Source organism: Psychrobacter sp. Marseille-P5312 (genome assembly GCF_900291405.1).
GTDB lineage: Bacteria > Pseudomonadota > Gammaproteobacteria > Pseudomonadales > Moraxellaceae > Psychrobacter > Psychrobacter celer.
In genome coordinates, this window is record NZ_OLML01000001.1 from 2,702,290 (window position 1) to 2,725,847 (window position 23,558).

Below are 23,558 nucleotides of genomic sequence, written 5' to 3' on the forward strand. Positions count from 1 at the left end.
ATGACAGACAACAAACAGCCGTTAACGCAAGTTAATCCGCAAACCATGAACGATAAGTACAAAAAACCCTTGCCCGGTACCCAGTTACATTACTTTGATGTCGAGCAAGCGGTCAATGAGATCGAGCCTGGTGCTTATGCCAAGCTACCTTTTAGCTCAAAGGTATTATGCGAAAACCTCGTGCGCCGCTGCCCACCTGAGGATTTGACCGAGGCATTAGCGCAGCATATCTACCGTAAGCAAGAGGTCGACTTTCCTTGGTATCCTGCCCGCGTGGTATGCCACGATATCTTAGGTCAGACCGCGTTTGTCGATTTGGCAGGCCTACGTGATGCCATCGCCGAAAAAGGTGGTGATCCTGCCAAAGTAAACCCCATCGTACCGACGCAGCTGATCGTTGACCACTCATTAGCCGTAGAGCACGCAGGCTTTGAAGAAGATGCGTTTGAAAAAAACCGTGCCATCGAGGAGCGCCGTAACGAAGACCGTTTTCACTTTATCAACTGGTGCCAGTACGCCTTTGATAACGTCAACGTCGTACCGCCTGGTAATGGCATCATGCACCAAATCAACCTAGAGAAAATGTCGCCTGTCGTACAAGTTGTCGCCGACCAAGACGGCGATGCTATCGCCTTCCCTGACACCCTAGTCGGCACCGACAGCCACACGCCGATGGTCGATGCGCTTGGCGTTATTTCTATCGGTGTCGGCGGCCTAGAAGCCGAAAGCGTGATGCTGGGCAATCCCTCATACATGCGCTTGCCAAACATCGTTGGCGTTGAGCTAACAGGCAAGCTGCAAGAAGGCATTACCGGTACGGATTTAGTACTAGCAATGACGGAATTTTTACGCGAGGAAGGCGTGGTCTCAGCCTACCTAGAGTTTTACGGCGAAGGTGCGCGCAATCTGACTGTTGGCGACCGTGCTTCTATCTCCAATATGACGCCAGAGTACGGCGCAACTGCTGCGATGTTCTCTATCGATGAGCAAACCATTGATTACTTGCGTCTCACCGGACGCTCAGAGCAGCAAATCAAAATCGTTGAAGCTTATGCCAAACAAGTTGGTCTGTGGGCGGATGGCCTAAAAGAGGCTGAGTATGAGCGCGTACTACGCTTTGATTTATCAAAAGTGGTGCGTAACATCGCAGGGCCGTCACGTCCCCACGCTCGCGTATCGACGACCGACCTTGTGGCCGAGGGCATCGCTCATGGCGAAGGGAATAAGTTGCCTGAGCCAAAAGATGGCCAGATGCCAGATGGTGCCGTCATTATCGCTGCGATCACCAGCTGTACCAACACCTCAAACCCGCGCAACATGGTGGCCGCTGGTATCGTCGCCCGTAACGCAGTGGAAAAAGGCCTCATTCGTAAGCCTTGGGTGAAGTCCTCACTAGCCCCTGGCTCAAAAACCGTTAAGCTGTATTTAGAGGAAGCAGGGTTGCTACCTGAGCTACAAAAGCTAGGCTTTGATGTTGTGGCCTTTGCCTGTACCACTTGTAACGGTATGAGCGGCGCGCTGGACCCAGATATCCAGCAAGAAATCATCGATCGCGACTTATTTAGTACCGCTGTGCTATCGGGCAACCGTAACTTTGATGGTCGTATCCATCCGTATGCCAAGCAAGCGTTCCTCGCCTCGCCGCCGCTTGTGGTTGCTTATGCTATCGCAGGCAACATCCGCTTCGATATCGAAAAAGACTCACTGGGCAAAGACCAAGACGGCAACGATGTGTATCTAAAAGATATCTGGTTTGACGATGCGGAGGTCGACGCTATTGTCAAATCAGCGGTCAAGCCTGAGCAGTTTAACCAAGTGTACATCCCGATGTTTGATGAAGCCAAAGCGCAGGCAGGCCGTAATGAAGCGTCGGTCATCGACCCGCAATATGACTGGCGCGAAATGAGTACCTATATTCGCCGTCCACCGTATTGGGAAGGCAAGATGGCGAAGAAAAACACCCTAAAAGGCATGCGTCCGTTGGCCGTACTCGGTGACAACATCACCACCGATCATTTGTCGCCGTCTAATGCCATCATGGGTGATAGCGCCGCTGGCGAGTATCTCGATACCATGGGCTTGCCTGAGGAAGACTACAACTCGTACGCCACCCACCGCGGCGATCACTTGACTGCGCAGCGTGCCACCTTTGCCAACCCGAAGTTGCTTAATGAAATGGTACGCGACGAGGACGGCAACGTCATTCAAGGCTCACTCGCTCGCGTAGAGCCTGAAGGTCAGATCATGCGTATGTGGGAAGCGATTGAGACGTATATGAATCGTGACCAACCGCTGATCATCATCGCAGGCGACGGCTATGGTCAAGGATCAAGCCGTGACTGGGCTGCCAAAGGCGTGCGTCTTGCTGGTGTGGAAGTCGTCGTGGCTGAAGATTTTGAGCGTATCCATCGTCAAAACCTCGTCGGTATGGGTGCTCTCCCCGTACAGTTCAAACAAGGCACCAACCGTGAGACGCTAAACATCGATGGCAGCGAAGTGTTTGATCTCGAAGGTGAGGTATCCGCTGGTGGCGAGATGACGCTAGTGATTCATCGCAAAGACGGCACAGTCGATAAAACGCCTGTTATTTGCCGTTTAGATACCGCTGATGAAGTAAAAATGTACAACTCTGGCGGTATGCTGCAGCGCTTTGCCAAAGAGTTTATCGAAGGCACGCTAGATATTGCGTAAGCGTTAAGGCATAGCGTATAAGTAATAAATAAGCCGATGTTGTATAGAGTGTCTATATGGCATCGGCTTTTTTATAATTATTGATATACTTTTATAAATAGCGTAACATGTACAATAAATAGTACAACTATTGGGGTTTATCATGAGAGTAATTAGTTTTTCAGAAGCGAGAAAGCATTTAAAGTCGGTTTTAGATACCGTCAATGACGATGCCAATGCCACTATAGTGACTCGCCGTGATGCAGATGATGCCGTCGTCATGTCCCTTGATTACTACAACAGCTTGATGGAAACCGTCTATTTATTAAAATCTCCTGCTAATGCAGCTCACTTAGCAAAATCAATTGCGCAGTATCAAGCTGGCAAGACGGCAGTGCGTGATTTAATAGATAATGAAGATGTAGAAGACGCTGATAGTTATTCAAGCGATGAAACCGATGCTGAAGATGCTTAATACTACTGCGAGTAAAAGCTATGAATGAACAGCTAGCATGGACGGATGCCGCTTGGAAAGATTATCTATATTGGCAAACGCAAGATAAAAAAACCCTTAAACGCATCAATAAGTTAATCACAGAGTGTAAACGCAATCCATTTGAGGGCATCGGCAAGCCTGAACCTTTAAAAGAAAATCTATCAGGATTTTGGTCTAGGCGTATCGATGATTCTAACCGTCTAGTATACGCAGTTGATGATAACTATCTGACTATTATTTCTTGTCGCTATCATTATTAACTTTTTAAATCTATCCAAACTTAAAAGATATAACCTGACCTATTTCAATCTCTGTTTGAGCGATTAATAATTGACGTATGAACTCATAAGACAAATCAGGGTTATCTTGCATTATCTGATTAATTTTTGCCGAACTATACTACCAATAAAACTATAAACAAGTCGTAAATATATAAAGGACTCTCAAAAATGACCAAACCAAAATTCGCCCCGCAAATCTCCGTCCCTGCCACCTATATGCGCGGCGGCACGTCAAAAGGCACGTTTTTTAAATTATCCGACTTACCTGAGCGTTGCCAAGTTGCAGGCTCGCCGCGAGATAACTTCTTACTACGTGTTATCGGCAGCCCAGATCCTTACGGCAAGCAAATCGATGGTCTCGGCAATGGCAGCTCTAGCACATCAAAAACGGTTATTTTATCGGCTTCTGATAAATCAGATCATGACGTTAATTATCTATTTGGACAAGTTAATATCGCAAAGCCGATGATTGATTGGGCGGGTAACTGCGGTAACTTAACCGCCGCAGTTGGTGCTTGTGCGATTAATATGGGTATTGTTGACGCGGATAAGGTTTCTAGTAGCATTGATGTCGATGCCGTTAGCGGTATTTGTGAAGTACGTATTTGGCAAGAAAATATTGGCAAGACCATTATTGCTCATGTGCCTGTATACAAAGACGCAGATGGCAAGGTGCAAGTACAAGAAACCGGCGACTTTGAGCTTGATGGCGTGACCTTCCCCGCCGCTGAGGTCAAAATTGAATTTATCGATCCTGTTGATTCTTCTAGTGATATGTTCCCGACTAATAACCTCGTTGATGACTTTGATGTCTCTGGTTGTGGCCTCGATGAAGACAGCGTCAAAGCGACCTTTATCAGCGCCGGTATCCCTACCATCTTTATGAAGGCAGAAGACTTAGGCTTTAGCGGTACAGAATTGCAAGGCGATATTAATAGTAATGATGCACTATTAGCCAAGTTGGAAAAAATACGTGCGCGTGGCGGTGTGGCGATGGGATTGTTTAAAGATGAGAGTGAGGCACAAGCGAGCCAACATATCCCCAAAATTGCGTGGGTAGCACCAGCACAAAGCTATACCGCCTCTAGTGGTAAAGAAGTTAATGCAAATGATATCAATTTAGTGGTACGCGCGATGAGCATGGGACAGCTGCATCATGCGATGATGGGTACCGCAGCGGTCGCCATTGCGGCAGCGGCCACCACGCAAGGGACATTGGTCAATGAGGCGGCTGGCGGTGGCGAGCTGTCCGAGGTGCGTTTTGGTCATCCATCAGGGACGCTACTGGTCGGCGGTAAGACTGACCAAGTCGATGGACGCTGGCAGGCTAAAAAAGTGTCGATGAGCCGATCAGCGCGCCGCATTATGACAGGCGAGGTATTTGTACCAACGGATGCGTTTTGATAGGCTGCAGACTACTGTTAAATAAAGCATAGAGCGACACCTATATGCCAACCTCTCCCCAGTTTCGCCGCGTACCCTTAGATAAAAAGCCGCCAGTCAAAAAGACTGAGCGGCGCGCTTTATTGTGGAATATCCTTAAAAAGCTGGCGGTGTTTGCCGCGCCTTATAAGCTTTTAATCATTGCCACCTTGATTTTAACGGTGCTTGGATCTTTTACCGCGCAGGTCAATGCTTTTGTGTTGCGTTATGCTGTCGATACTTTGACTGAGATTGCCACACTTGCCGAGCCTTGGGAAGCGGGCGTACGTATGCTTGGCATTATCAGTGCGGTACTTTTGACCAAAGAGATACTGTCGATATTTATCTCTTTCGGTCAGCGTTTTTTTGGCGAAAAAATCCGTATTAACTTGTCGCGCGATTTGTCTCAAAAGATTATCGAGCGCATCCTCACCTATCGCATGGCGTTTTATACCAGTAGTGAAAACGATAGCGGTAAACTACAAACTCGTATTGATTATGGGGTTAGTAGCCTAACAAGTTTGGTGCAAAACTTCTTTATCGATATGCTACCGCTGTTTGCCAGTGCCATTGTCTCGCTTATTATTATGTTCTCGACCAACTTTTGGATTGGTCTAGTTGGGCTGTTTATTATTCCGATTTACTTTTTTATTAGTCAAAAACAAGCCAAACGTCTGCAAGGGTTTCGTCGGCAAATGCGCGGCTTTCGCGAAGCCAAAAGCGGACTGGTTATCTCGCTTATCAACTCAATTAGTGTGGTCAAATCCTTTGTCCGCGAGCCTATTGAAGCGCAAAAGCATCTAAAGATTCAAAAAGAGATGACCGATAATCAGCTGCGTATTCGCAGTATTGGCTTTATCTATGACGCGGTGAAAACCTTTATTGAACAAATCGGCGTCGTGGTCATCATCTTGCTGACCTCTTACTTTGTCTTGCAGGGCCAAATGACCATTGGCATGATTTTATTTCACGTTATGCTATTTCAAAACGTCGCCGCCCCTATTCGCCAACTGCACCGTATCTATGATCAGATTAATAATGCTTTAACTTATGCTGAAGGCTTTTTTGATATCTTAGAAGATGATAAGCAAATTGAGAATATCGATGGCATCAGTAGCAAAGATCTAAAGGGCCATATCGAGTTAAAAAACGTCGACTTTACTTATCCCAACGGTACCCAAGCGCTAAAAGATGTCAGCTTTGAGATTCGCCCTAACCGTATCACCGCGCTTGTTGGGCTTAGCGGCGCGGGCAAGAGCACCATTATCAATCTATTGGTCAAATTTTATGCGCCAGATGCTGGCATGATTTGCTTAGATGGTCATAATCTAAAAGACTGCGATACTCATGACTTACGTCAGAATATCGGTCTGGTATTACAAAGTAATCATATCTTCTCAGGCACTATTAGTGAAAACATCCGTTACGGCGATATAAATGCGACTATGGATGACATTATAGTCGCAGCGAAAAAGGCTTCGATTCATGAGCAAGTGATGCAATTAGCAGACGGTTACGAGAGTACGGCCAAATCGCTATCGGGCGGTCAGCAGCAGCGTATTGCGCTGGCACGTATGTTCTTAAAAGATCCACCGATTGTATTTTTGGATGAGCCAACGGCGAGCCTCGATGCCATCGCCAGTCAACAGGTCAAAAAAAGCTTAGATCTTATCAAAAAAGATAGAACGGTAATTATGGTCTCGCATAACATCGCGCAGATCATTGACGCTGATGACTTGGTAGTGATAGAGAACGGTCAAGTGGTTGAGACGGGTACCCATGAAATGCTCTATGATAAAGGCGGTAAGTACTATGAGATCTTTAGCGCCATGTCCGATAGTTTAAATCTAGATAAGATCCGTCAGACGATTCAGGGTTAATGTCTTATAGATTATTGCAAAAAGTGCGTTTTAATAATAATCTAAGCGACGTCGTAGGCTGGTGCTTTTAGCCTAGAACTATAAAATTAAAAGCATTAAAAATGCGCCTTCATTCAAACGCATTATTATCATCTCATTTGCAAAAGCCAAAATATTATGACCACCCAATTTTCTATAAAAACCTTTGATGAGTTAACCTCCGTCGATATCTACCATATTCTAAGAGCGCGCTCGCAGGTTTTTGTGGTGGAGCAAAACTGCGCTTATCAAGATATGGATGAGCTTGACTTTGATTGTCTGCATCTCGTCGCGCATCAAAACGAAGCGCTCGTTGGTTACTGTCGCATTATTCCGCCTGAATACAACAGGCTCAGATCTAACTTGAGCGCCGCCGATACCGATTCGCTTAATACCGCTATGTCAGCTATTGGTCGCGTACTGGTATTATCAGAGCATCGCGGTCAAGGCATAGCAAGGCAAATGATGATTCAAGCTATCGCTCATTGCCGCAAAAAATATGGCAAAAAGCGTCCTATTATTATCTCCGCACAGACTTATTTGCTCAGCTTTTATCAGTCCTTAGGGTTTGTTCCTGAAGGAGATTACTACCTTGAGGATAATATCGAGCATGTAAAGATGGTGCTGCGAGTGGCCAAAAAGAGCAAAGTTAAAAAACCGCCGTCAGGAGGCTCGGGGGTGGTAAGTAAGGTTTTGGGTGTGCTGCTTTTACTCTTTAGCCTGATGTTTGTCGCAGGTCTGATTTATTTGATGACATAAGATAGCCATTTGTTGAATCTAAGCTGTCGAGTATCCTATCGGCCATAAACGTCGCCGATTAATGATTTGACGTTTTTATCAATCACCCGTTTTACCTATCTTTTACCAAGGGATCGACTCACCTGCCCAATCGACAAAACCACCAGATTGAGCAGTGCTCATCGAATCAAGCACGGCGAGTAAACGCGCCGCACTATAGGCAGGCGTGAACAGCTTTTCGTCCGCCACATTGCTCTGAAAAGGTGAAGACAGTTGGGTATCAACTGTACCTGGCTGCATGACCACCACGCAGACATCCTTTAGTGACCGCCTCCATTCAATGCTCAAATTCTTCATACCCATATTTAGCGCCGCTTTACTCATACGGTAGCTGTACCAACCGCCAAGCCTATTATCACTGATACTGCCCACACGCGCCGATATGGTCGCAAAAATGGCAGGGTTGTCCGCACTACGTTCAGATTTTGCGAGTAATGGCTTGATATGCTTGGCAATCAGTAGACTGGCTAAGGCATTAATCTGCATACTCTGCAAAAAAAAGCCCGTCTCCAGTTGTCGTAGCGCTTTTTCTGGTTGATTGTGTGGCGTATGTAATAAGCCGACACAGTTAATCACCCAATCAATATGAGTGGTTTGTTGCTTGATATCAGCAATGGCTTGTTCGATACTATCCTCATCGCTCACATCCATCGATATCCAATACAAATGATCTGCCGCAAAGTCAGGCTGACTTTTGTGATAAGTGGTATATATCTTGGTATGTGCTGTATCAGTATCGCTTTGCTCATTAGCCAGATGTTGCCGCTGCAGGAGTGCTTGCACCATCGCCTGACCGATACCACCGGTGCCACCAATAACCAAATAATTTTTTTGTTTCATAACGCCATCCTTATGGTTATCTGTATTATAGGCTGCTGCTTATCTTCATTTCTCCATTTATTTTGGCGCATTTATTTTACATACACTATGAGAAAACGCTAAAAATAACCGAAGTCACCGCCATACGATATAGGCTACAATAATCACTAATAATCATTGCTGGGTAGAAAGCCCAACTGTACACCGACTTTGTACACTGACTTGCCATCACACAATCAAACTGATGATTGTTGACCAACGCTTTTATACGGATATCTTATGCTATCACCCCAAGACCAACTGACTGAGCTGGTGCGCACGCTTGAGACGCAGCAGCATGTCTTTGCAACCGACCCACTACTTATCACCGAAAAGCTGCAAAGCGAAGATGGCACGCCTATCCAAAAGCTACATCGGCGCGCCAAACGAATCGATAGTAACGGTGCGCTGGCAGGGGTGCTCGGCAAGATTGATGGCCGCATCAAGGGTATCATGATAGTCATGAGTGTGGTGTGGTGCATCTCAGGGTTTCTAGGACTGTTTACCCTACTTCAGACCAATGTGGTTAATTTCTTTTATGTGCTGGTCTGCTTGCTTGGCTTTCATACCATTATGCTCTTAGGCTGGCTTGCGATGACGCTCATCAATCAAGGCAAACAGTCGTCCAATTGGTTTGCCAGTTTTGTCAGTCCCAGCTATCTTATTCGTGGTAAAGACGATGTGACCAAAGCAGCCATTGACTTGTACGAGCGTCAACTACAGCACAGCGGTATGCGCTGGTATTTGGGGCGTTTTAGCCATCAATTATGGCTCGCTACCTTGACGGGTATGCTGCTGGCCATTGTGTTTTTATTGATTGTGCGTCAGTACAGCTTTAGCTGGGAGTCGACCTTACTGTCTGATCAGGCGCTTATCACGTTGACTCAGATACTCGGCTGGCTGCCAAGCTTAGTAGGGTTTGACGTGCCAGACAGTACCGCTATCGCCCAAAGCCGAATGGTGACTGAGGCGATGCCGCTGTCTGCCGCGCGGCAATGGGCGGGGCTGCTGGTAGGAAGCTTGCTGATGTATGGTATCGTACCTAGAGCAATCGCTTGGGCGTTTTGTGCGTTGATGTTTCGCCGCAAAAAAATGCGCCTAGATATTAAGCAGCCTTATTATCAAAAAATTTTGAATTTTTGGCAGCGTCATGTGGTGGATGCTGATGATTTTAAAGAAGCACCCGCTCCTGTCGCGCCAAAAGCGACGGTCAGCGCTGGCAAAAAACTGGTGGCCCTACTCGAGTATCCAGCAAAGCAAGACAACTGGTGGCTTGGGGGTCTTGATGCCGATATTAATGATAATAGTGAGATAGAGGATTTCGGTATCGTTGATGACCGCGATGATATGGAGCGCTTGACAAGCTATCTTGATAAGCACCCAGTGCAAGTATTATTAGGCGTTCATAGTAATGCGCTGCCTGATCGCGGCACCCTGCGCAAACTCGATCGTATCGCAGAGCATGCGGCAGACGGGCTTATTATCCAGCTGCTTGGTGATGGCACTTTGGCAAAAGACTCGGTGCAGACGATAGCAAACCAGGACACTCGCTATCAACAGTGGCAAACCGCGCTTGCGGCGCGAAACATTGGCCTAGTGGACAGTTAGTCACGTTTTTTGGTATTTGCACAAAAGCTCTAGCGTTTATATATATGAATAATACGGAAACATAAAATGGATAATAATAAAACCAATGGTCAGCCCGTCGGCCTATTTGCCGACAAAGCCTTAAAAGACAAGCCTCATGTAGGGTATGTAAAGGCCGCGCCAACAGCATCTATGCAGACCCCCGCCACTGAAGAATCAAACGACTTGACAGCGCACGCTGGCAAAAAAACAACCATCGCCAGTGGCGAAGCGCTGAAACTGGCAGTCGTTGGCCATACCAATACAGGTAAAACCTCTATCCTGCGCACACTATTACGTGATGTTTATTTTGGTGAAGTCAAAAATGAGGCGGCCACCACGCGTCATGTTGAGCAAGCCAAACTCACAGACAGCCAAACCGGTGAAGACTTGGTCATACTATATGATACCCCTGGCCTAGAGGACGCTTCAGGGCTGATGGATTGGCTAGAAGACAATACGGCCAGTCGCCGTGATGGTATTGAGCGTTTGCAGCAGTTTTTGGCCGCAGATATTGCCCAAGGTGGTGATGCCCTAACGAGTAGTGGCGGCAATGACGACTATAGCCAAGAAGCCAAAGTGATTCGGCAGTTGCTGGCAAGCGATATGGCCATTTATGTCGTCGATGCGCGTGAGCCGGTACTCGGTAAATACAAAGACGAGTTGGCTATTTTATCGTGGGCGGCGATACCAGTGATGCCAGTATTTAATTTTACCGATAGTCAGGATGCCAATATCGATGAGTGGCAAACGATGCTGGCAAGACGCAATCTGCATATATCGACGCGCTTTGATTCCGTCGCCTTTGAATTTGAAGACGAGATGCGCCTATGGCAAAATCTTGCCACCATGCTCACTCACTCGGAGATGCTTGAGCAACTGATGACGCGTCGAACAGAGAACTGGGCGCAGCTGTATGATGAAGCCAATATCATCATTGCCGACTTTTTATTAAATGTCGCCGCTTTCGTTTATGAAATCAATGAAGATGATGACCCAATGCCCATACTTGCACAAATGCAAGAAGCCGTGCGACAAAGCGAACGGGCGATGCAGCACAATTTGCTCAATTTATATAAGTTTTATGATAATGCGGTAGCAGCCACCCCACTTGAATTACAAGCCTATCAGCAAGATCCTTTTGACCCTGAGCTGCTCAAAAGCTATGGTATTCGCACCACATCGGGCGCGGCAGCAGGTGCACTATTAGGCTTGGGTATTGATGCGGCGGCCCTTGGCACGACGTTGGGATTGGGCGCTGCCATCGGTGGTATCGCAGGTGGGTTATTGTCTAATACCAGTAGCATCGCTGATAAAATCACTGGCGTAAAGCGCTTATATATCGACCCTGCCACTCTAACCTTACTCGCCACGCGTGCGATAGATTTGCTCACCGCCCTGCGCCATCGCGGTCATGCAGCAACTGATGCCACGCAATTGCTGTATAAAGGGGAAAAAACTAATATTGAGCAAGCGTTAGATGACGACGACCATACCGTCACACCATGGCCGACACACAAACTACCAAGCGAGCTTAAAAAAGCGCGCGGCAAACCGCAGTGGTCATCGCTTAGTAGCGGTAAATCCGAGCAGGCTCAGCTGTTACGTGCCGATATGGCATGGTCGCTGGCGAGCAAATTACAATCACGTGAGTCTGAGTGACCAGCTAGCATGAAGCCTCTAGCAAGGTACTTAATGCATCTGTACCGCGTACGTCTGTTTTTTGCAAATAGATTGGGTATAGCGAATAATTGGGAAAACTGCTTTCAATATCTTGCAGTAGCTGTTGCTGGCGCTCGGCGCGATGCTGCCAAAACGCATCCGCCTGCGTCGGTTTGATCAGTTGATTGACTACTATCGCCGCTGGCGGCAGTTTACTGTCCTCTAATTGTGAGACAGCGCGTTTGGTCTCAGCCAGTGGTAACACGTCGGCGGTCATTACCAAGACAATTGCCGTTTGGCCACGGTCATGCAGCAGTAGGCCTGCTTGACGAAACAGTGCTTTGCGTTTTTCTAGTACTGCTACCGCTTGCTCCCAGCGATCAGATTTTTTTGCAGCAAATGGATTTGGCACATCATGATCGCTGTTTTTTTGACCATCACTACCACGCGTTTGCTTGTGACTGTCTAAATGGTTCGCCACCGAGCGCAGTTTGGCCTGCCGTCGCTGCTGAGCAAGTAACCCATCTGTCCACGCGCCCATCATCTCAGGCAATACCAACAAACGCAATGTATGGCCAGTTGGCGCGGTGTCAAATATTATATGTTCATAACCCGCATCAGCCGCTTCGACTAAATGCTGACACATGGATTCGAGCATCGCTGCTTCTTGGGCGCCGGGTGCTGATTTTGATAGCCTCAGATGCTCACGAATTTTGGGCATCATATCTGGATTGGCATAGGATTTAATCGTACGCTTAACTTGAGAAAAGTGCTCGTCAACGATGACGTCAGGATTTAACTCAATGGCATCTAAATAAGGTGATATTGCTGTTTTTGCGTTATTAAGCTGTGTATCCAACACGTCGCCCAAGCTGTGTGCTGGATCGGTTGAGACAATCAGCGTCTTTTGCTGCTGGCTTGCGTAATAGCTGGCAAGTGCGGCGGCAGTAGTGGTTTTTCCCACACCGCCCTTACCGCCGATAAATATAATCGGTTGTGCTTTTAGTTGTTCTACTAATGTATGTAGAGGATGTAATGCCATATTTTTATCTCATTTCTTATATTATTTTTATTTTTCAATCATGAATAAACGATTAGCAGCAGCCAACATGGTCAAATGGGCATCTATCCATACCCATGCGGGTGTGCCATTCGTGAAAGTTTTCTAAAAATAACGGCTGTAACTCTAAGGTATAAAAGCTGGCAGGATTATCAATGCCTAAGCTTTCAGCAAACATCAGCAGCATAAAGAAATCTTCTTCATCACGGGCAGCACGTGCCATCGTTTGGCGATAAGGTGCATGATAAAACTCATTTAGTCCTGCCACAAACCGTTGCCACCATGGTTGAGTACTCTTTGGTGGTTGGGCGTTTTCTATATCATTTGATGTGTTTTTATTTTCCATAATTCGCTTATACCCTACTTATTTCTTATTGCCTATCATGCCTATGTGATACAAAAAACGCCAGCAATTGCTGCTAGCGTTTTTGAGTTGATAAATATTTAATATGGTTTAGCGTTTAAATGTCACCGCTTTTGCCTTTGTGTATCGACCACTCTTTACGCAGTACCGACAGACTCTCAAACGTCACCAAAATCGTTGCGATCAAGATAATGATGTCCATAATGATCAGTAGCCAATTGCCATCAGTGAAGAAGGTTTTTAGCTGAATTAATAGAGCAAAGACAGTCATAACTAATAAGAAAGTCAGTGGCCCCAAGGTGTACCAAACTGGCTTACCCTTACGCAATAAAATAACCGTAACAATCATCAAGGTTAGGGCTGCCATCAGCTGATTGGTCGTACCAAATAATGGCCAAATAATCATACCACCAGCACCATCGATACCGCCAGCGCCAAAGGCCAATAGCAAACAGCTACCGACGGCAAGCAGGGTTGCAACGAAGCCTTTGTTCAATGCAGGCAAGTTATAAAACTCACCAAACTCTTGGAAAATATAACGTTGCAAACGAACACCTGTGTCCATCGTGGTACCAGCAAACAATGCTGCCATTACCGTAAGCATCGTCTGTGATAGCACGATATCGATACCGACACCAGCGTTTAGAATGGTTGCACCGCCATCAATAAACGCGCCAATAGAGCCGTCGCCAAATTTTTGATAAACCGCTTGCCAGTCTCCAAGGGTCGCAAAACCTGCCGTGGCTGCCAAAATCGCGCCAAGTGCTAGCATACCTTCGCCCAGCGCCCCAAAGTAACCAACAAAACGTGCGTCTTCTTCTTTGTCAATCTGCTTAGAGGTCGTCCCTGTCGCCACCAATCCGTGAAATCCTGAGATTGCACCGCAAGCAATGGTCACAAACAACAATGGCATGAGTGATGGTGTGCCAGCTGGCAGCGCTGTGTTTACTGCTGGCGCGACAATATTTGGCGTACCAATGAAAATCGCGGCGTACAATAGAATCAAGCCAACAAACAACTGCAAGCCATTGATATAATCGCGCGGTTGCAGCAGCATCCACACCGGCAACAATGATGCAATTGCCGCATAAGTAAACAAAATGAGAATCCAAACCGCATTATCAGGCAAGCCAAAGACCGTTTCAGGCAACACAATTGGGAACATAGGGCCAAGATAGATCAGACCGTATAAAGCAGTGACGCCAATGATAGAGACCCAAATCAGATTCATCTTGTAGCGATAGATACACTGACCGATGATAAAGGCCACCACCAATGCGCCCCAAACAGGCAATACAGCAGATGGCGTTTTGATCATCATGTTAGCGATAGCCACACCAAACACCGCATTGACCATCAATAGTAATAAGAAAATAACCACCATCATCAAGCTACGGACACGGGTCCCCATGACCGTACCAGCAATAGAGCCAATCGACTGACCTCGATTGCGCATACTTGCCCAAATGGCCGACATATCATGCACACCCGCCATAAAAATAGTACCGAGCACCACCCAAATGATGGCTGGCACCCAACCCCAAATCACGGCAATGGCAGGACCAATGATCGGCGCCGCTCCAGCGACTGAGGTGAAATGATGTCCCCATAGCACATATTTATTTGTGGGGACATAATCTACCCCATCTTTCATTGTGTGTGCTGGCGTGGGACGGCTGTTATCCAATGCCAAAACTTTAGTGGCAATAAATTTTGAGTAAAATAGGTAGCCGCAAAGCATGGCAGCTACACCGAATAAAAGTACAATAGCACTATTCATCTCATCTCTCCCTAGACAGGTAGTAGGTAGTCTTATAAGTTCAAGCTTTTTAAATCAAAATATGAAAAATATGCTAAATTAGTGTGCAGTGAGTGACTCCTCTCACCTGTCATCGGATAAATCGTCGGAATCTTGCGAGACTAGTATTCATCAGTAAAATCTGGAACTTTACTATTCAGGCACATCGCTAATTAGCATATATTGTGGTGAGCCTTTGCCAAAAATTCTGGTTAAATGGTAACCGATTTCACGATAAATGTAACGTTCATAAGGCATGAAAAATAACAAATAAAGGAAGCGTAATGGCACATTATTTTGGATTCGTTCCTTCAGACAAATTAAAAGCGCTTATTACTGAAGCAGAGCAAGTGGTTGAATCAAATGAGTCAGTAGATTACTACCCTTATCGCGACGCGTTGACTCACCAAACCGCGCGTGACCTTATTGACAACCTACTCGTCGGCTTAGTGGATATTATTCCAAACCCTGAGCGTCAAGCAGCCATGCGCAAAGTGGTCGGCACCGTTGAAAAAGCGACGGACACGCTATTAAACATCCTACTGGGTAAAGAAAACAACGAAGAAGTGCTACCCAGCTTTCATTTTTTAAGAGATCGAGCGACATTTATCGATAATGATGGTATCAAGCGCATTGGTTTTCAGCTGTCTGACAAAGACGCTATGACCATCGACAAAGGCTTTGCAGCGATTACGCCTGAGCATACAGATATGAAAACCTTTAAAACCGCGCTTGAAACCATGAACGAGGAAACGTTGACACACTTTGTCAGCCGCTATGCTGAAACCTTAAAGCTTGGCATGATCAAACGCAAATCTGTGCCCGTTGCCAAAGCGGCCATCGACAAAGGCATGTCTATGGCATTAAACAAGCTATTGCCCGATTTGCCAGATACTTCCTTAAACCGTTTGGCCAATTATTACCGCCCTTTTATTGTAAAAAAGCCAGAATAGCGAATATTATATTTTGATTAAGATTGTAATGTTGGGCAAATTTAGTAAAATTTGCTAAAATAGGCGGCACTTTTATCAAAGGCGCAACCCATGACCCAAATTAGTAACCAAGAAATCGAAAAAACCCTACGCAACTCAGAGTGCCTTATTAGCAGTATCGAAGTTGCCGCAGCTTATGAGCGTCTGGCCGCTCAGCTCAACCTGCACTACGCTGGCCTAAATCCTATCGTCATGGTCGTGATGAACGGTGGATTGATTCCAGCTGGTCAACTACTGACCCATTTGACTTTTTATCATCGTATGCATTATATCCATGCCTCACGCTACCGTGATAACGAAGGTACCAATGAGCTAGACTGGAAATTTAAGCCTGATGTCAGTATCGAAGGTGAGCACGTACTGCTGATCGATGATATTTTTGATGAAGGCATCACTCTAAAAGCCGTCGTAGAACAACTTGGTAAAGAAAAACCGCTGTCTATCGAATGCTGCGTGCTACTAAATAAAGAACATGATCGCAAAGTTGCTGACTTTGATGTGGATTTTGTCGGTATCAACGTTGCAGACCGTTATGTCTATGGCTGTGGCATGGATTTCCATGGTTATCTACGTCACCTGCCAGGTATTTATGCCATTAAAGAAGAAGCGTAAGCGCTTTATTTAAGCGGGCATTTTTAAAAGCATCCTAATCGGATGCTTTTTTTTTGCTTATAGGGTTAGTAGTGACTCTAAAACTGTAAGGCTAACCCTGTATGGCGCTCAGTGGGCGTTTGAACGGCTTTTTCTAGTGCGTGTTTTGTACTATATATGGTCACTTGTTTTTTGGCACGTGTTACAGCGGTGTAAATCAGCTCTTTACTCAGCAGCCTTGCGTGACTATTGTCAAAAGTAATGAGCACATAATCAAACTCTGATCCTTGGGATTTATGAATAGTCATCGCATAAGCGGTGGCGATGACCTCTTCATTGAGCAAATTAACAGCAATCCCCTGCTCTTTATTTTCAAAAAACACCTCGAGACGGCTACGATCATCGCTAGTCTGCAAACAAAAACCAATATCGCCATTAAACAACCCTAACTCATAGTTGTTTTGTAGAATCATGACAGGGCGACCATGAAACCAAGTGTTTTGGCCCAGAGGCAGCTTCAGCTCAGTAAGATGCCACTGTGTAAAATAGTTATTGATGTAATGATCACCCCATTCGCCATTGTGGCCGGCAGTTAATATTCGAAACTGATTGAAGGTGTTCATTAGTGAAGTAATGGTTGTTTTTACCGACTTTGGCATAGATTTTTCTATTGGGTTTTGCAGAAGAGTTTTGATTTTATTTAAGTATGAGTTGTAATGTTTAGTTGCTCTTGATATTTTTTCTTTATTGCTTAGGCTATTTATTATAGCGTTATCATTAGCTGATGAAGTTGGCAAGCTATTGACATTGTTTATATACTCAAAGCTCAGCGCCTCATCATATTTTAACAACTGCCAAATAGCCGGCGTGTCCGTTTCTATTTTATTTATTTGATAAGCAAGTTTACCAATACCAGAGTCAGCGGTAAATCGGCGACTTTCTGTGAGCTCTGCATGAATCGCCTGCAAGCGCGGAATACGGCATAAATCAGCCAATACCGCCCCTGCATCTACCGCAGCCAACTGGTTGGCATCACCCAACAATATCAGTCGCGCCCCAGGCTTTACTGCACTGACAAGGTAGTTTGCCAGCTCCACCCCTAGCATCGATGCTTCATCGACGATAATGATATCCTCGCCAAGTGGATTATTGGCATCATAACGCGGTCTGCCCGTACGTCCGATACCTAGCAAGCGATGAATGGTTTTGGCTTCTTGTAATTGTAGTTCGACATTCGCGGCATCTAACGCGGCTTGCAAAGATTCTTGCATACGCTGTGCCGCTTTACCCGTTGGCGCGGCTAACGCTAGGCTAGCACTGTCTGTACTAAACTTGATTTTTTCATGTGTCGCCCCCCTACTCTCTGTCGCTTGCTGCAATGCCATCACCAGCTGCGCCACGGTATAAGTCTTGCCCGTGCCTGGGCCACCTGTAATGATACTAAAGGCATTTTTATTGGCGATATCAATCGCCTTTATCTGATTTTCGTGAAGGTTGTCAGGTATTGCTATCTTAAGCGGTGTTACTTGTTGGTCTAAAATAGTATTGATACGCGCCGCTAAGTTAAATTCCGCTTGCCACGCTCGGTGTAACCAAAACGTGATTGCTGCGTTTTGTGTATCATCCTCCTTGTTGTTAATGTGCTGATAAACGATAGGTTGGTTATTTTTGCTTAGGCTATTTTTATTTTCATTATGGTTTGCGTTTGCATTAACGTCAGCGAACAAAGTGTGCTCATCGATTAACTTAGCAAAAAACGTTAAGTTACTATTTTTCAATAACTGGTAGAGTGCCGCTACTGCATCAAGCCTTTTAACCAACATCTCTTTTTCATGATTGCTAAGTGCCAGCTGCGCCCATAGCCGGTCTTGCTTAGCAAACAAATTCTCCAGCAACATAAATATTGATGCCTCTGCCGTAATATCAACCTCTGATTGAACCGCTATTTGAGTGTCAATCAAGGCAATCAGCGGCATTGCTAGCATCTCTAACAGCTGCTGTTGCCACTCATATAGTGTCACTGTCTCGCCACGAACCCGACCACTATGCGGCGCTTCATGCTCAGTTTCCTGAATGCTGAGTACAGTATGCCCCTCTTCTAAATGCGCAGCCAACATAGTAAATAGAGCGGTAAATAAGCCGTTATCTGATGCTGAGACTACTTTTGCACTACTGTCCTTAGTCGTTGCATCGGCCTTGCTATAGGCTACATGCGTTTGCTGACGACGTAGCAAAATATAATCGCTAATATTACTGGCCCAGCTTTCTTGTGAGCTGATATCAGCCTTACTTTTATTGTTATTATTACTCATGATGTGTTCTTCTCTATATTTATATAATCAGTTCAATTTAGGGCTTTAAAAAAGTATCCTAGCAGCACTATGTTATCCTTAAGTTTAATAAACTATAGACTGCTAATTTGGTATGCCAAACAACGTGTCTAAAGCCTTAATAAAATCAATGGGTATATTCCACGTCACCAGTCCATAGCGGGCATTGCTTATTGGCTTATCATGCATTGCCTCACTGGCTGTTGAGTCGCCGCCGCTCAGTGTGTTCGCCTCTTTTGCCTTAGTCGCCAACTGAGAGGCTGGATCATATACACCTCGTAAAAAGACATACTCCACCGCGCCCAAATATTTATCTTCATTGCCTATATAATCAGCAATTCGCATCGACAAAAACCGATGCAATGCCACTTGATAAATGGCGGCTTGTAGCCAGTACCCTGCTTTCGACATTGCTCGCTTGAGCGTAGTTTCGTCATAATCGCTTAGGCTATTTCCTAAAAAATTACTTTTATAATCGACGACATAATACTTGCCAGCATGCTCATATACCAAATCGATTTCACCACGTAAATAACGATACAAATGCGCTTTGTTTTGCGGAACCAGATTGATGTGCTTGTCGGTCTCATCTGGTAGGTACTTCTCAAAAAGCTGATTGATATCCTGTGCTTTAAAACGCTCTGATAGCCCCATATTGAACTCTAATTCGGCAAACCTATGACCTGCATCAATAGCATGTAACGGCTGATCAGACGCTAAGAGCGGCGTATGTAGCACCTCTTCTATCCAGTCAATGAGCGCTTCATGCTTACTAGCATCGATCACCTCCGAATCCAATAAATCAGTATTTAATGACGCACTACCACCTTTGTCTTGCGTCTTTGCTTGTAGGCGACGGCTTTGGGCCTCAGCACTGCTATACACCAGCGGCAGCTGATAGCTACTGACAGCCCTATCGATAACCTGTGGCCACTGCGATTTATTGCTAAAATCAATTTTTTCAAATATCTCATGCAAAAACGTACCCGCATTGGCACCTTTGACAAAGGTAAAACGAATATCATCCTCTAACTTGATACTTGCCTGACCGACTTGCGCGGCAGACTCATGACTATCTGGTACATGACCACCCAGTGACGGTGAAACTGACGTTTCGGTGATATTGATATCAACATCAATATCTACCGCATCATCTATACGCTCATCCATCACAGCCATTGTCTGCGCCGACTCATCTAGCTGACGAGCCAAGGCGGTAAAACTGGTCTTGGCCCAACCATAAAAATAATTGATTTTCATAACCTCTGAAAAATCATCATACTGAATAGGCTCGGTTTTGGGCTTAGTCGAGGCAAGCGCGCCATTATTCGTTAATGCGCTTATTGCTGTCACGCAGTTATCACGATAAAACGCATCGACCTTATGCCCTCTAATCATGCCTATCGTGCCTTTGAGCCTATCTGGCAACTCAATATTCTTAGCCGGTACGTCTAGCCAATAGCAGACTGGTCTCAAGCACGCGTTCGTATTACCATGAGCATCTTTCAAGACCACATAAAGCTGCTCACTAGCACGAGTAAAGGCGACGTAGCCCAGGCGACGTAGCTCATCAAAACCTTCTTGGGTTTCAAACTCAGTGTAATAGTCTGCTTTAGTGGCTGAGCCTTGCACGGGTGAGAATCGGCGCTGATTGCCTGTCAGTTGCTGCGCCAACGCTGACTGATTTTGTTGAGAAGCGTCTTGTTGAGTAGCATATTGCTGGCTAGGGTTTTGTTGCGCATTATAGAGATACAACCCATAGTCTTCTTTATTACCTGATTTTCTACTGGCATCGTCCATACCCAGTACATAGACAATGGGAAACTCTAGTCCTTTAGACTTATGAATGGTCATTAGCTGCACGCCAGACTCTGTCGGTAGCGGATATTGCTTAGCCCAATCACTGCTCGGCGCGCTATCTATGTTCTGTCTAAACCACGCTAGCAGCTCATACTCACCCATGCCGACACCATACTGCGCCAAGATATCCATCACATGGCGCAAATCCATAATATAACGCGCGCCTTCTGGATGCGCGGCTAGTGCTTGCCACACGCCTTGCGGCTGTACAGGGCTTTTGTCCAACAAGTAATGCATGGCCGATAATACGCCAAAGTGCTGCCAACGCTGGGCACCTTCTTTTAAATAGCTAATAAAGTCTTGATAGCTTGTCTTATTATCAATGGCTTGTGTATTAGCGCTATTTAAATCTACAACCCCTGACTCATGGTCCGTCATCATGGCTTTGACATCCCTGATGCTCAGGCCATACAAATGACTGGTCAGCACCCGATTGATCATATCGTGACGATACGGGTATAGCATGGCACTTAGCAGCGCTGCCACATCCTCTGCCATGATGGTTTCAAAGATACTGACATCACTGGTGGTCAGGGTCGGCACACCAAGCTTGACAAGCTCGTCTTCGACTTGCTTTAAGTCTTTTTTTGCACGTGCCAGCACACCGATATCGCTCGGTTGAATCGGTTTGCCTTTAAGTGTCTGATGGCTGCTAAGCAAGGTGGCAATATGACGGGCTGTGATTTCAAACTCGTCGTACTCAAGCGCCTTATCATAAGGCAGGTGCAACACACTCACGGGCTGAGCAGAGAGCACGTCATTTACTAAGTCATCTATCGAGTCACTATTTAGGTCGCTGTTTGGCATGTCTGGCTGACGAAACCAAGACAGCTGATTTTCTTGCTTTTCAGCTTTGATGTGCTGGTAATAAATACCACTACCTAACTGTGCTAGCCTATTCTCTTGAGTCACTGGCGCAGGCATACCGAACCAGCAGTTCAATGCGTTAATCACCCCTTTATTCGAACGACGATTAATATCGAGCGTCCATAGGCTGCTTTTTTCAAACTGGGCTTTCATATAATTGTAGTTGGCGACATCACCGCCGCGAAACCCATAAATGGCCTGCTTAGGATCACCAACCAATAGCAAAAATTCATGGTTGGCTTTATCACTCGCCTTATTACCCGTAGCCTGCTTGTCATTGGCCGACGGTTTACGCTTCGGCAGATAGATGCTTTCAATCATAATGGCTTGCTCGCCATTGATGTCTTGCGACTCATCAATCAATGCCACTGGATAATGATGACGAATATAACGTGCCAGCTTCTCTCCTTGCCGACCGGTCAATGCTTGGTTTAAGCGTACCATCTGCAAGCTAAAGGTGGTTTCACCGCGCTCTTCTAAGATAACCGGCAGTCTGTCACGCACCGCCAGTACGATATGGCGATTGAGATTGGCTAACAACATCACAATATGCTGATTTAAACCATCAACCATATCTAAGATAGCCATGAGCTTGCTAATGGTGTCTAATGCGAAAAATGCTTCATGCTCTTTTTCTCTATTCTTATTAAAATTCTTAATTTTACCTTCTTCATTGGGATATCTAGAATCCTGCAATGAGGTAAGAATCTTATTTTCGCGTTCATGTAAATAACTGGTAAACGTCAGCTGATGTTCCGCTATTTTTTGATGCACCTCAATAATGGCATCAAATTGCTTGAATAAATTGGAACCACCATTAAACCCTTGAGACTTTCGATAATCAGGGTTTAAATACGGCTGAATATCTGCCAAATCTAATGTCGCAAACTCATGCAATAGCTGTTCATATAAACCAAAATCAAAATCTGCTAGCCTTACCTCATCAATCGGCGCAGAGATGAAATTCAGTGAGCGCGTCACAAAGCTCTTGTGATCGCCCACCGCCGTCAGCTTGCCTTGCTGATCCATCAATGCATAAAGCTTGGGCTGCTCATGGTACAGTCGGCTTTGAAACTGACGCAATTCATCATGAATGATACTGTCCGTCACTTGCTCGATACTACTGTCGTCAATAATGGCCATGCCTTGCTGGTGGCCTGTCTCGCTACTGTATTCTGTAAGCCACTTTTGTGCCAAGCTATCGAGGGTACCGACAAACAGCTTATCCAAGGTCGTCAACACCAATGCCGTACGGCGAATCGCCTCTGTCATCGGATAGCTATAGACATGATCAAGCAAGTAGCCGACCAGATGCAGATTGATAGGGTCTTGCATGATGTCATCTAAGCGCGCACCTTTTGCCTGCGCGACTAGCCATTTTTCACGAGTTTGTTTTGCTTGTACACGCTTTTTGGCCGCGGGTTTTTTGTCATGGGCTTTATCATAGTCATAGGCAATGTCTTGGTTGAGTTCATCAGCGTCTTTTTCAGCAGTCGCATCCGTGTCTGCGTGCTGACTTACTTGACTATTCTCCTTATCTTTATCGCTGTCTGGCGTCACTTGTAGGATGGATGGATATAAATGCTCTTTATTTGCAGGGTTGGCACTCAGGCTACTCATCCATTGCAGCAGCTGATAAAAATCCACCAAACGATCATGAATGCGCTGACGCATCTCGGCTGCCGCAGCGCGAGTAAAGGTCGTTGCAATGATTTGCTCTGGCGCGCGCCGTGCTTCAATGAGCAAGCGCAGTACGATGCCCGTAAGTGTCCAAGTCTTACCCGTACCGGCTGATGCTTCGATAAGATGCCAGCCTGTCAATGCCACCTCAATCGCTGGTATCACCTCGGCCTTGGGCTCTGCAACATCCAAACCTTGAGAAGAGGATTGGTGCAATTCATCGTCAAAACTCGGTGATATAGGTGTATCAGTGATAAATTCTGTCATAGGGGCGTACACTTTTTATTATTTGTCATACCAAAGGG

Annotated in this window: 16 protein-coding genes; 10 read left to right on the forward strand and 6 right to left on the reverse strand. The window is 45.8% G+C overall.

Features of this window, described 5'->3' with window-relative positions:
- Positions 1-45: 45 nt before the first annotated feature.
- The 6 genes from acnD (at position 46) to C6W44_RS11655 (ending at position 7,526) form a co-directional block, all read left to right on the forward strand.
- Positions 46-2,691, forward strand: coding sequence for a Fe/S-dependent 2-methylisocitrate dehydratase AcnD (gene acnD / locus C6W44_RS11630; RefSeq protein WP_105246671.1), 2,646 nt, complete (start codon positions 46-48; stop codon positions 2,689-2,691).
- 142 nt (positions 2,692-2,833) lie between these two features.
- A complete protein-coding gene (locus C6W44_RS11635) occupies positions 2,834-3,145 on the forward strand; it encodes a type II toxin-antitoxin system Phd/YefM family antitoxin (protein ID WP_025646995.1) in 312 nt (103 codons plus the stop codon).
- Positions 3,146-3,165: 20 nt separating this feature from the next.
- Positions 3,166-3,426: a Txe/YoeB family addiction module toxin gene (locus C6W44_RS11640; protein WP_025646994.1), complete on the forward strand. Its 261-nt coding sequence runs from the start codon at positions 3,166-3,168 to the stop codon at positions 3,424-3,426.
- Between the two features lie 189 nt (positions 3,427-3,615).
- Positions 3,616-4,851, forward strand: a complete 1,236-nt coding sequence (gene prpF / locus C6W44_RS11645; protein ID WP_105245815.1) for a 2-methylaconitate cis-trans isomerase PrpF — start codon at positions 3,616-3,618, stop codon at positions 4,849-4,851.
- Positions 4,852-4,895: 44 nt separating this feature from the next.
- On the forward strand, positions 4,896-6,749 hold the full coding sequence (locus C6W44_RS11650; protein WP_105245817.1) for an ABC transporter ATP-binding protein: 1,854 nt from the start codon (positions 4,896-4,898) through the stop codon (positions 6,747-6,749).
- Positions 6,750-6,905: 156 nt separating this feature from the next.
- Positions 6,906-7,526: a GNAT family N-acetyltransferase gene (locus C6W44_RS11655; protein ID WP_105245819.1), complete on the forward strand. Its 621-nt coding sequence runs from the start codon at positions 6,906-6,908 to the stop codon at positions 7,524-7,526.
- A 102-nt stretch (positions 7,527-7,628) separates the two neighbouring features.
- On the opposite strand, the gene C6W44_RS11660 is transcribed toward C6W44_RS11655, so the two are convergent.
- Positions 7,629-8,405, reverse strand: coding sequence for an SDR family oxidoreductase (locus C6W44_RS11660; protein WP_105245822.1), 777 nt, complete (start codon positions 8,403-8,405; stop codon positions 7,629-7,631).
- 258 nt (positions 8,406-8,663) lie between these two features.
- Between C6W44_RS11660 and C6W44_RS11665 the strand changes: the two genes are divergently transcribed.
- Both C6W44_RS11665 and C6W44_RS11670 read left to right on the forward strand, forming a co-directional pair.
- A complete protein-coding gene (locus C6W44_RS11665) occupies positions 8,664-10,031 on the forward strand; it encodes a DUF2868 domain-containing protein (RefSeq protein ID WP_105245824.1) in 1,368 nt (455 codons plus the stop codon).
- A 171-nt stretch (positions 10,032-10,202) separates the two neighbouring features.
- On the forward strand, positions 10,203-11,711 hold the full coding sequence (locus tag C6W44_RS11670) for a DUF3482 domain-containing protein (RefSeq protein ID WP_227526486.1): 1,509 nt from the start codon (positions 10,203-10,205) through the stop codon (positions 11,709-11,711).
- Between the two features lie 4 nt (positions 11,712-11,715).
- Here the strand turns inward: C6W44_RS11670 and C6W44_RS11675 are convergent, their stop codons facing one another.
- From C6W44_RS11675 to C6W44_RS11685, 3 genes are all read right to left on the reverse strand, one after another.
- Positions 11,716-12,753: an ArsA family ATPase gene (locus C6W44_RS11675; protein WP_105245828.1), complete on the reverse strand. Its 1,038-nt coding sequence runs from the start codon at positions 12,751-12,753 to the stop codon at positions 11,716-11,718.
- A gap of 52 nt (positions 12,754-12,805) precedes the next feature.
- Complete coding sequence (locus C6W44_RS11680; RefSeq protein ID WP_105245831.1) at positions 12,806-13,117, reverse strand: cory-CC-star protein; 312 nt, start codon at positions 13,115-13,117, stop codon at positions 12,806-12,808.
- Positions 13,118-13,232: 115 nt separating this feature from the next.
- Entirely contained in the window at positions 13,233-14,915 is a 1,683-nt protein-coding gene (locus C6W44_RS11685) for a carbon starvation protein A (protein ID WP_105245833.1), read from the reverse strand.
- 302 nt (positions 14,916-15,217) lie between these two features.
- Here C6W44_RS11685 and C6W44_RS11690 point away from each other — a divergent pair, with 302 nt between their 5' ends.
- Both C6W44_RS11690 and C6W44_RS11695 read left to right on the forward strand, forming a co-directional pair.
- A complete protein-coding gene (locus C6W44_RS11690) occupies positions 15,218-15,886 on the forward strand; it encodes a hypothetical protein (RefSeq protein ID WP_105245835.1) in 669 nt (222 codons plus the stop codon).
- 90 nt (positions 15,887-15,976) lie between these two features.
- A complete protein-coding gene (locus C6W44_RS11695; protein ID WP_105245837.1) occupies positions 15,977-16,537 on the forward strand; it encodes a hypoxanthine-guanine phosphoribosyltransferase in 561 nt (186 codons plus the stop codon).
- A 77-nt stretch (positions 16,538-16,614) separates the two neighbouring features.
- On the opposite strand, the gene recD is transcribed toward C6W44_RS11695, so the two are convergent.
- Together recD and C6W44_RS11705 are read right to left on the reverse strand one after the other, a co-directional pair.
- Positions 16,615-18,828, reverse strand: a complete 2,214-nt coding sequence (gene recD, locus C6W44_RS11700; RefSeq protein WP_105245839.1) for an exodeoxyribonuclease V subunit alpha — start codon at positions 18,826-18,828, stop codon at positions 16,615-16,617.
- A 102-nt stretch (positions 18,829-18,930) separates the two neighbouring features.
- Positions 18,931-23,520, reverse strand: a complete 4,590-nt coding sequence (locus C6W44_RS11705; protein WP_105245841.1) for a UvrD-helicase domain-containing protein — start codon at positions 23,518-23,520, stop codon at positions 18,931-18,933.
- Positions 23,521-23,558: the final 38 nt, after the last annotated feature.

Excerpts from the sequence above, each read along its gene's own strand:
- acnD (WP_105246671.1), top strand. The coding sequence starts at position 46 with ATGAACGATAAGTACAAAAAACCCTTGCCCGGTACCCAGTTACATTAC.
- C6W44_RS11635 (WP_025646995.1), top strand. The coding sequence starts at position 2,834 with ATGAGAGTAATTAGTTTTTCAGAAGCGAGAAAGCATTTAAAGTCGGTT.
- C6W44_RS11640 (WP_025646994.1), top strand. The coding sequence starts at position 3,166 with ATGAATGAACAGCTAGCATGGACGGATGCCGCTTGGAAAGATTATCTA.
- prpF (WP_105245815.1), top strand. The coding sequence starts at position 3,616 with ATGACCAAACCAAAATTCGCCCCGCAAATCTCCGTCCCTGCCACCTAT.
- C6W44_RS11650 (WP_105245817.1), top strand. The coding sequence starts at position 4,896 with ATGCCAACCTCTCCCCAGTTTCGCCGCGTACCCTTAGATAAAAAGCCG.
- C6W44_RS11655 (WP_105245819.1), top strand. The coding sequence starts at position 6,906 with ATGACCACCCAATTTTCTATAAAAACCTTTGATGAGTTAACCTCCGTC.
- C6W44_RS11660 (WP_105245822.1), bottom strand. The coding sequence starts at position 8,405 with ATGAAACAAAAAAATTATTTGGTTATTGGTGGCACCGGTGGTATCGGT.
- C6W44_RS11665 (WP_105245824.1), top strand. The coding sequence starts at position 8,664 with ATGCTATCACCCCAAGACCAACTGACTGAGCTGGTGCGCACGCTTGAG.
- C6W44_RS11670 (WP_227526486.1), top strand. The coding sequence starts at position 10,203 with ATGCAGACCCCCGCCACTGAAGAATCAAACGACTTGACAGCGCACGCT.
- C6W44_RS11675 (WP_105245828.1), bottom strand. The coding sequence starts at position 12,753 with ATGGCATTACATCCTCTACATACATTAGTAGAACAACTAAAAGCACAA.
- C6W44_RS11680 (WP_105245831.1), bottom strand. The coding sequence starts at position 13,117 with ATGGAAAATAAAAACACATCAAATGATATAGAAAACGCCCAACCACCA.
- C6W44_RS11685 (WP_105245833.1), bottom strand. The coding sequence starts at position 14,915 with ATGAATAGTGCTATTGTACTTTTATTCGGTGTAGCTGCCATGCTTTGC.
- C6W44_RS11690 (WP_105245835.1), top strand. The coding sequence starts at position 15,218 with ATGGCACATTATTTTGGATTCGTTCCTTCAGACAAATTAAAAGCGCTT.
- C6W44_RS11695 (WP_105245837.1), top strand. The coding sequence starts at position 15,977 with ATGACCCAAATTAGTAACCAAGAAATCGAAAAAACCCTACGCAACTCA.
- recD (WP_105245839.1), bottom strand. The coding sequence starts at position 18,828 with ATGAGTAATAATAACAATAAAAGTAAGGCTGATATCAGCTCACAAGAA.
- C6W44_RS11705 (WP_105245841.1), bottom strand. The coding sequence starts at position 23,520 with ATGACAGAATTTATCACTGATACACCTATATCACCGAGTTTTGACGAT.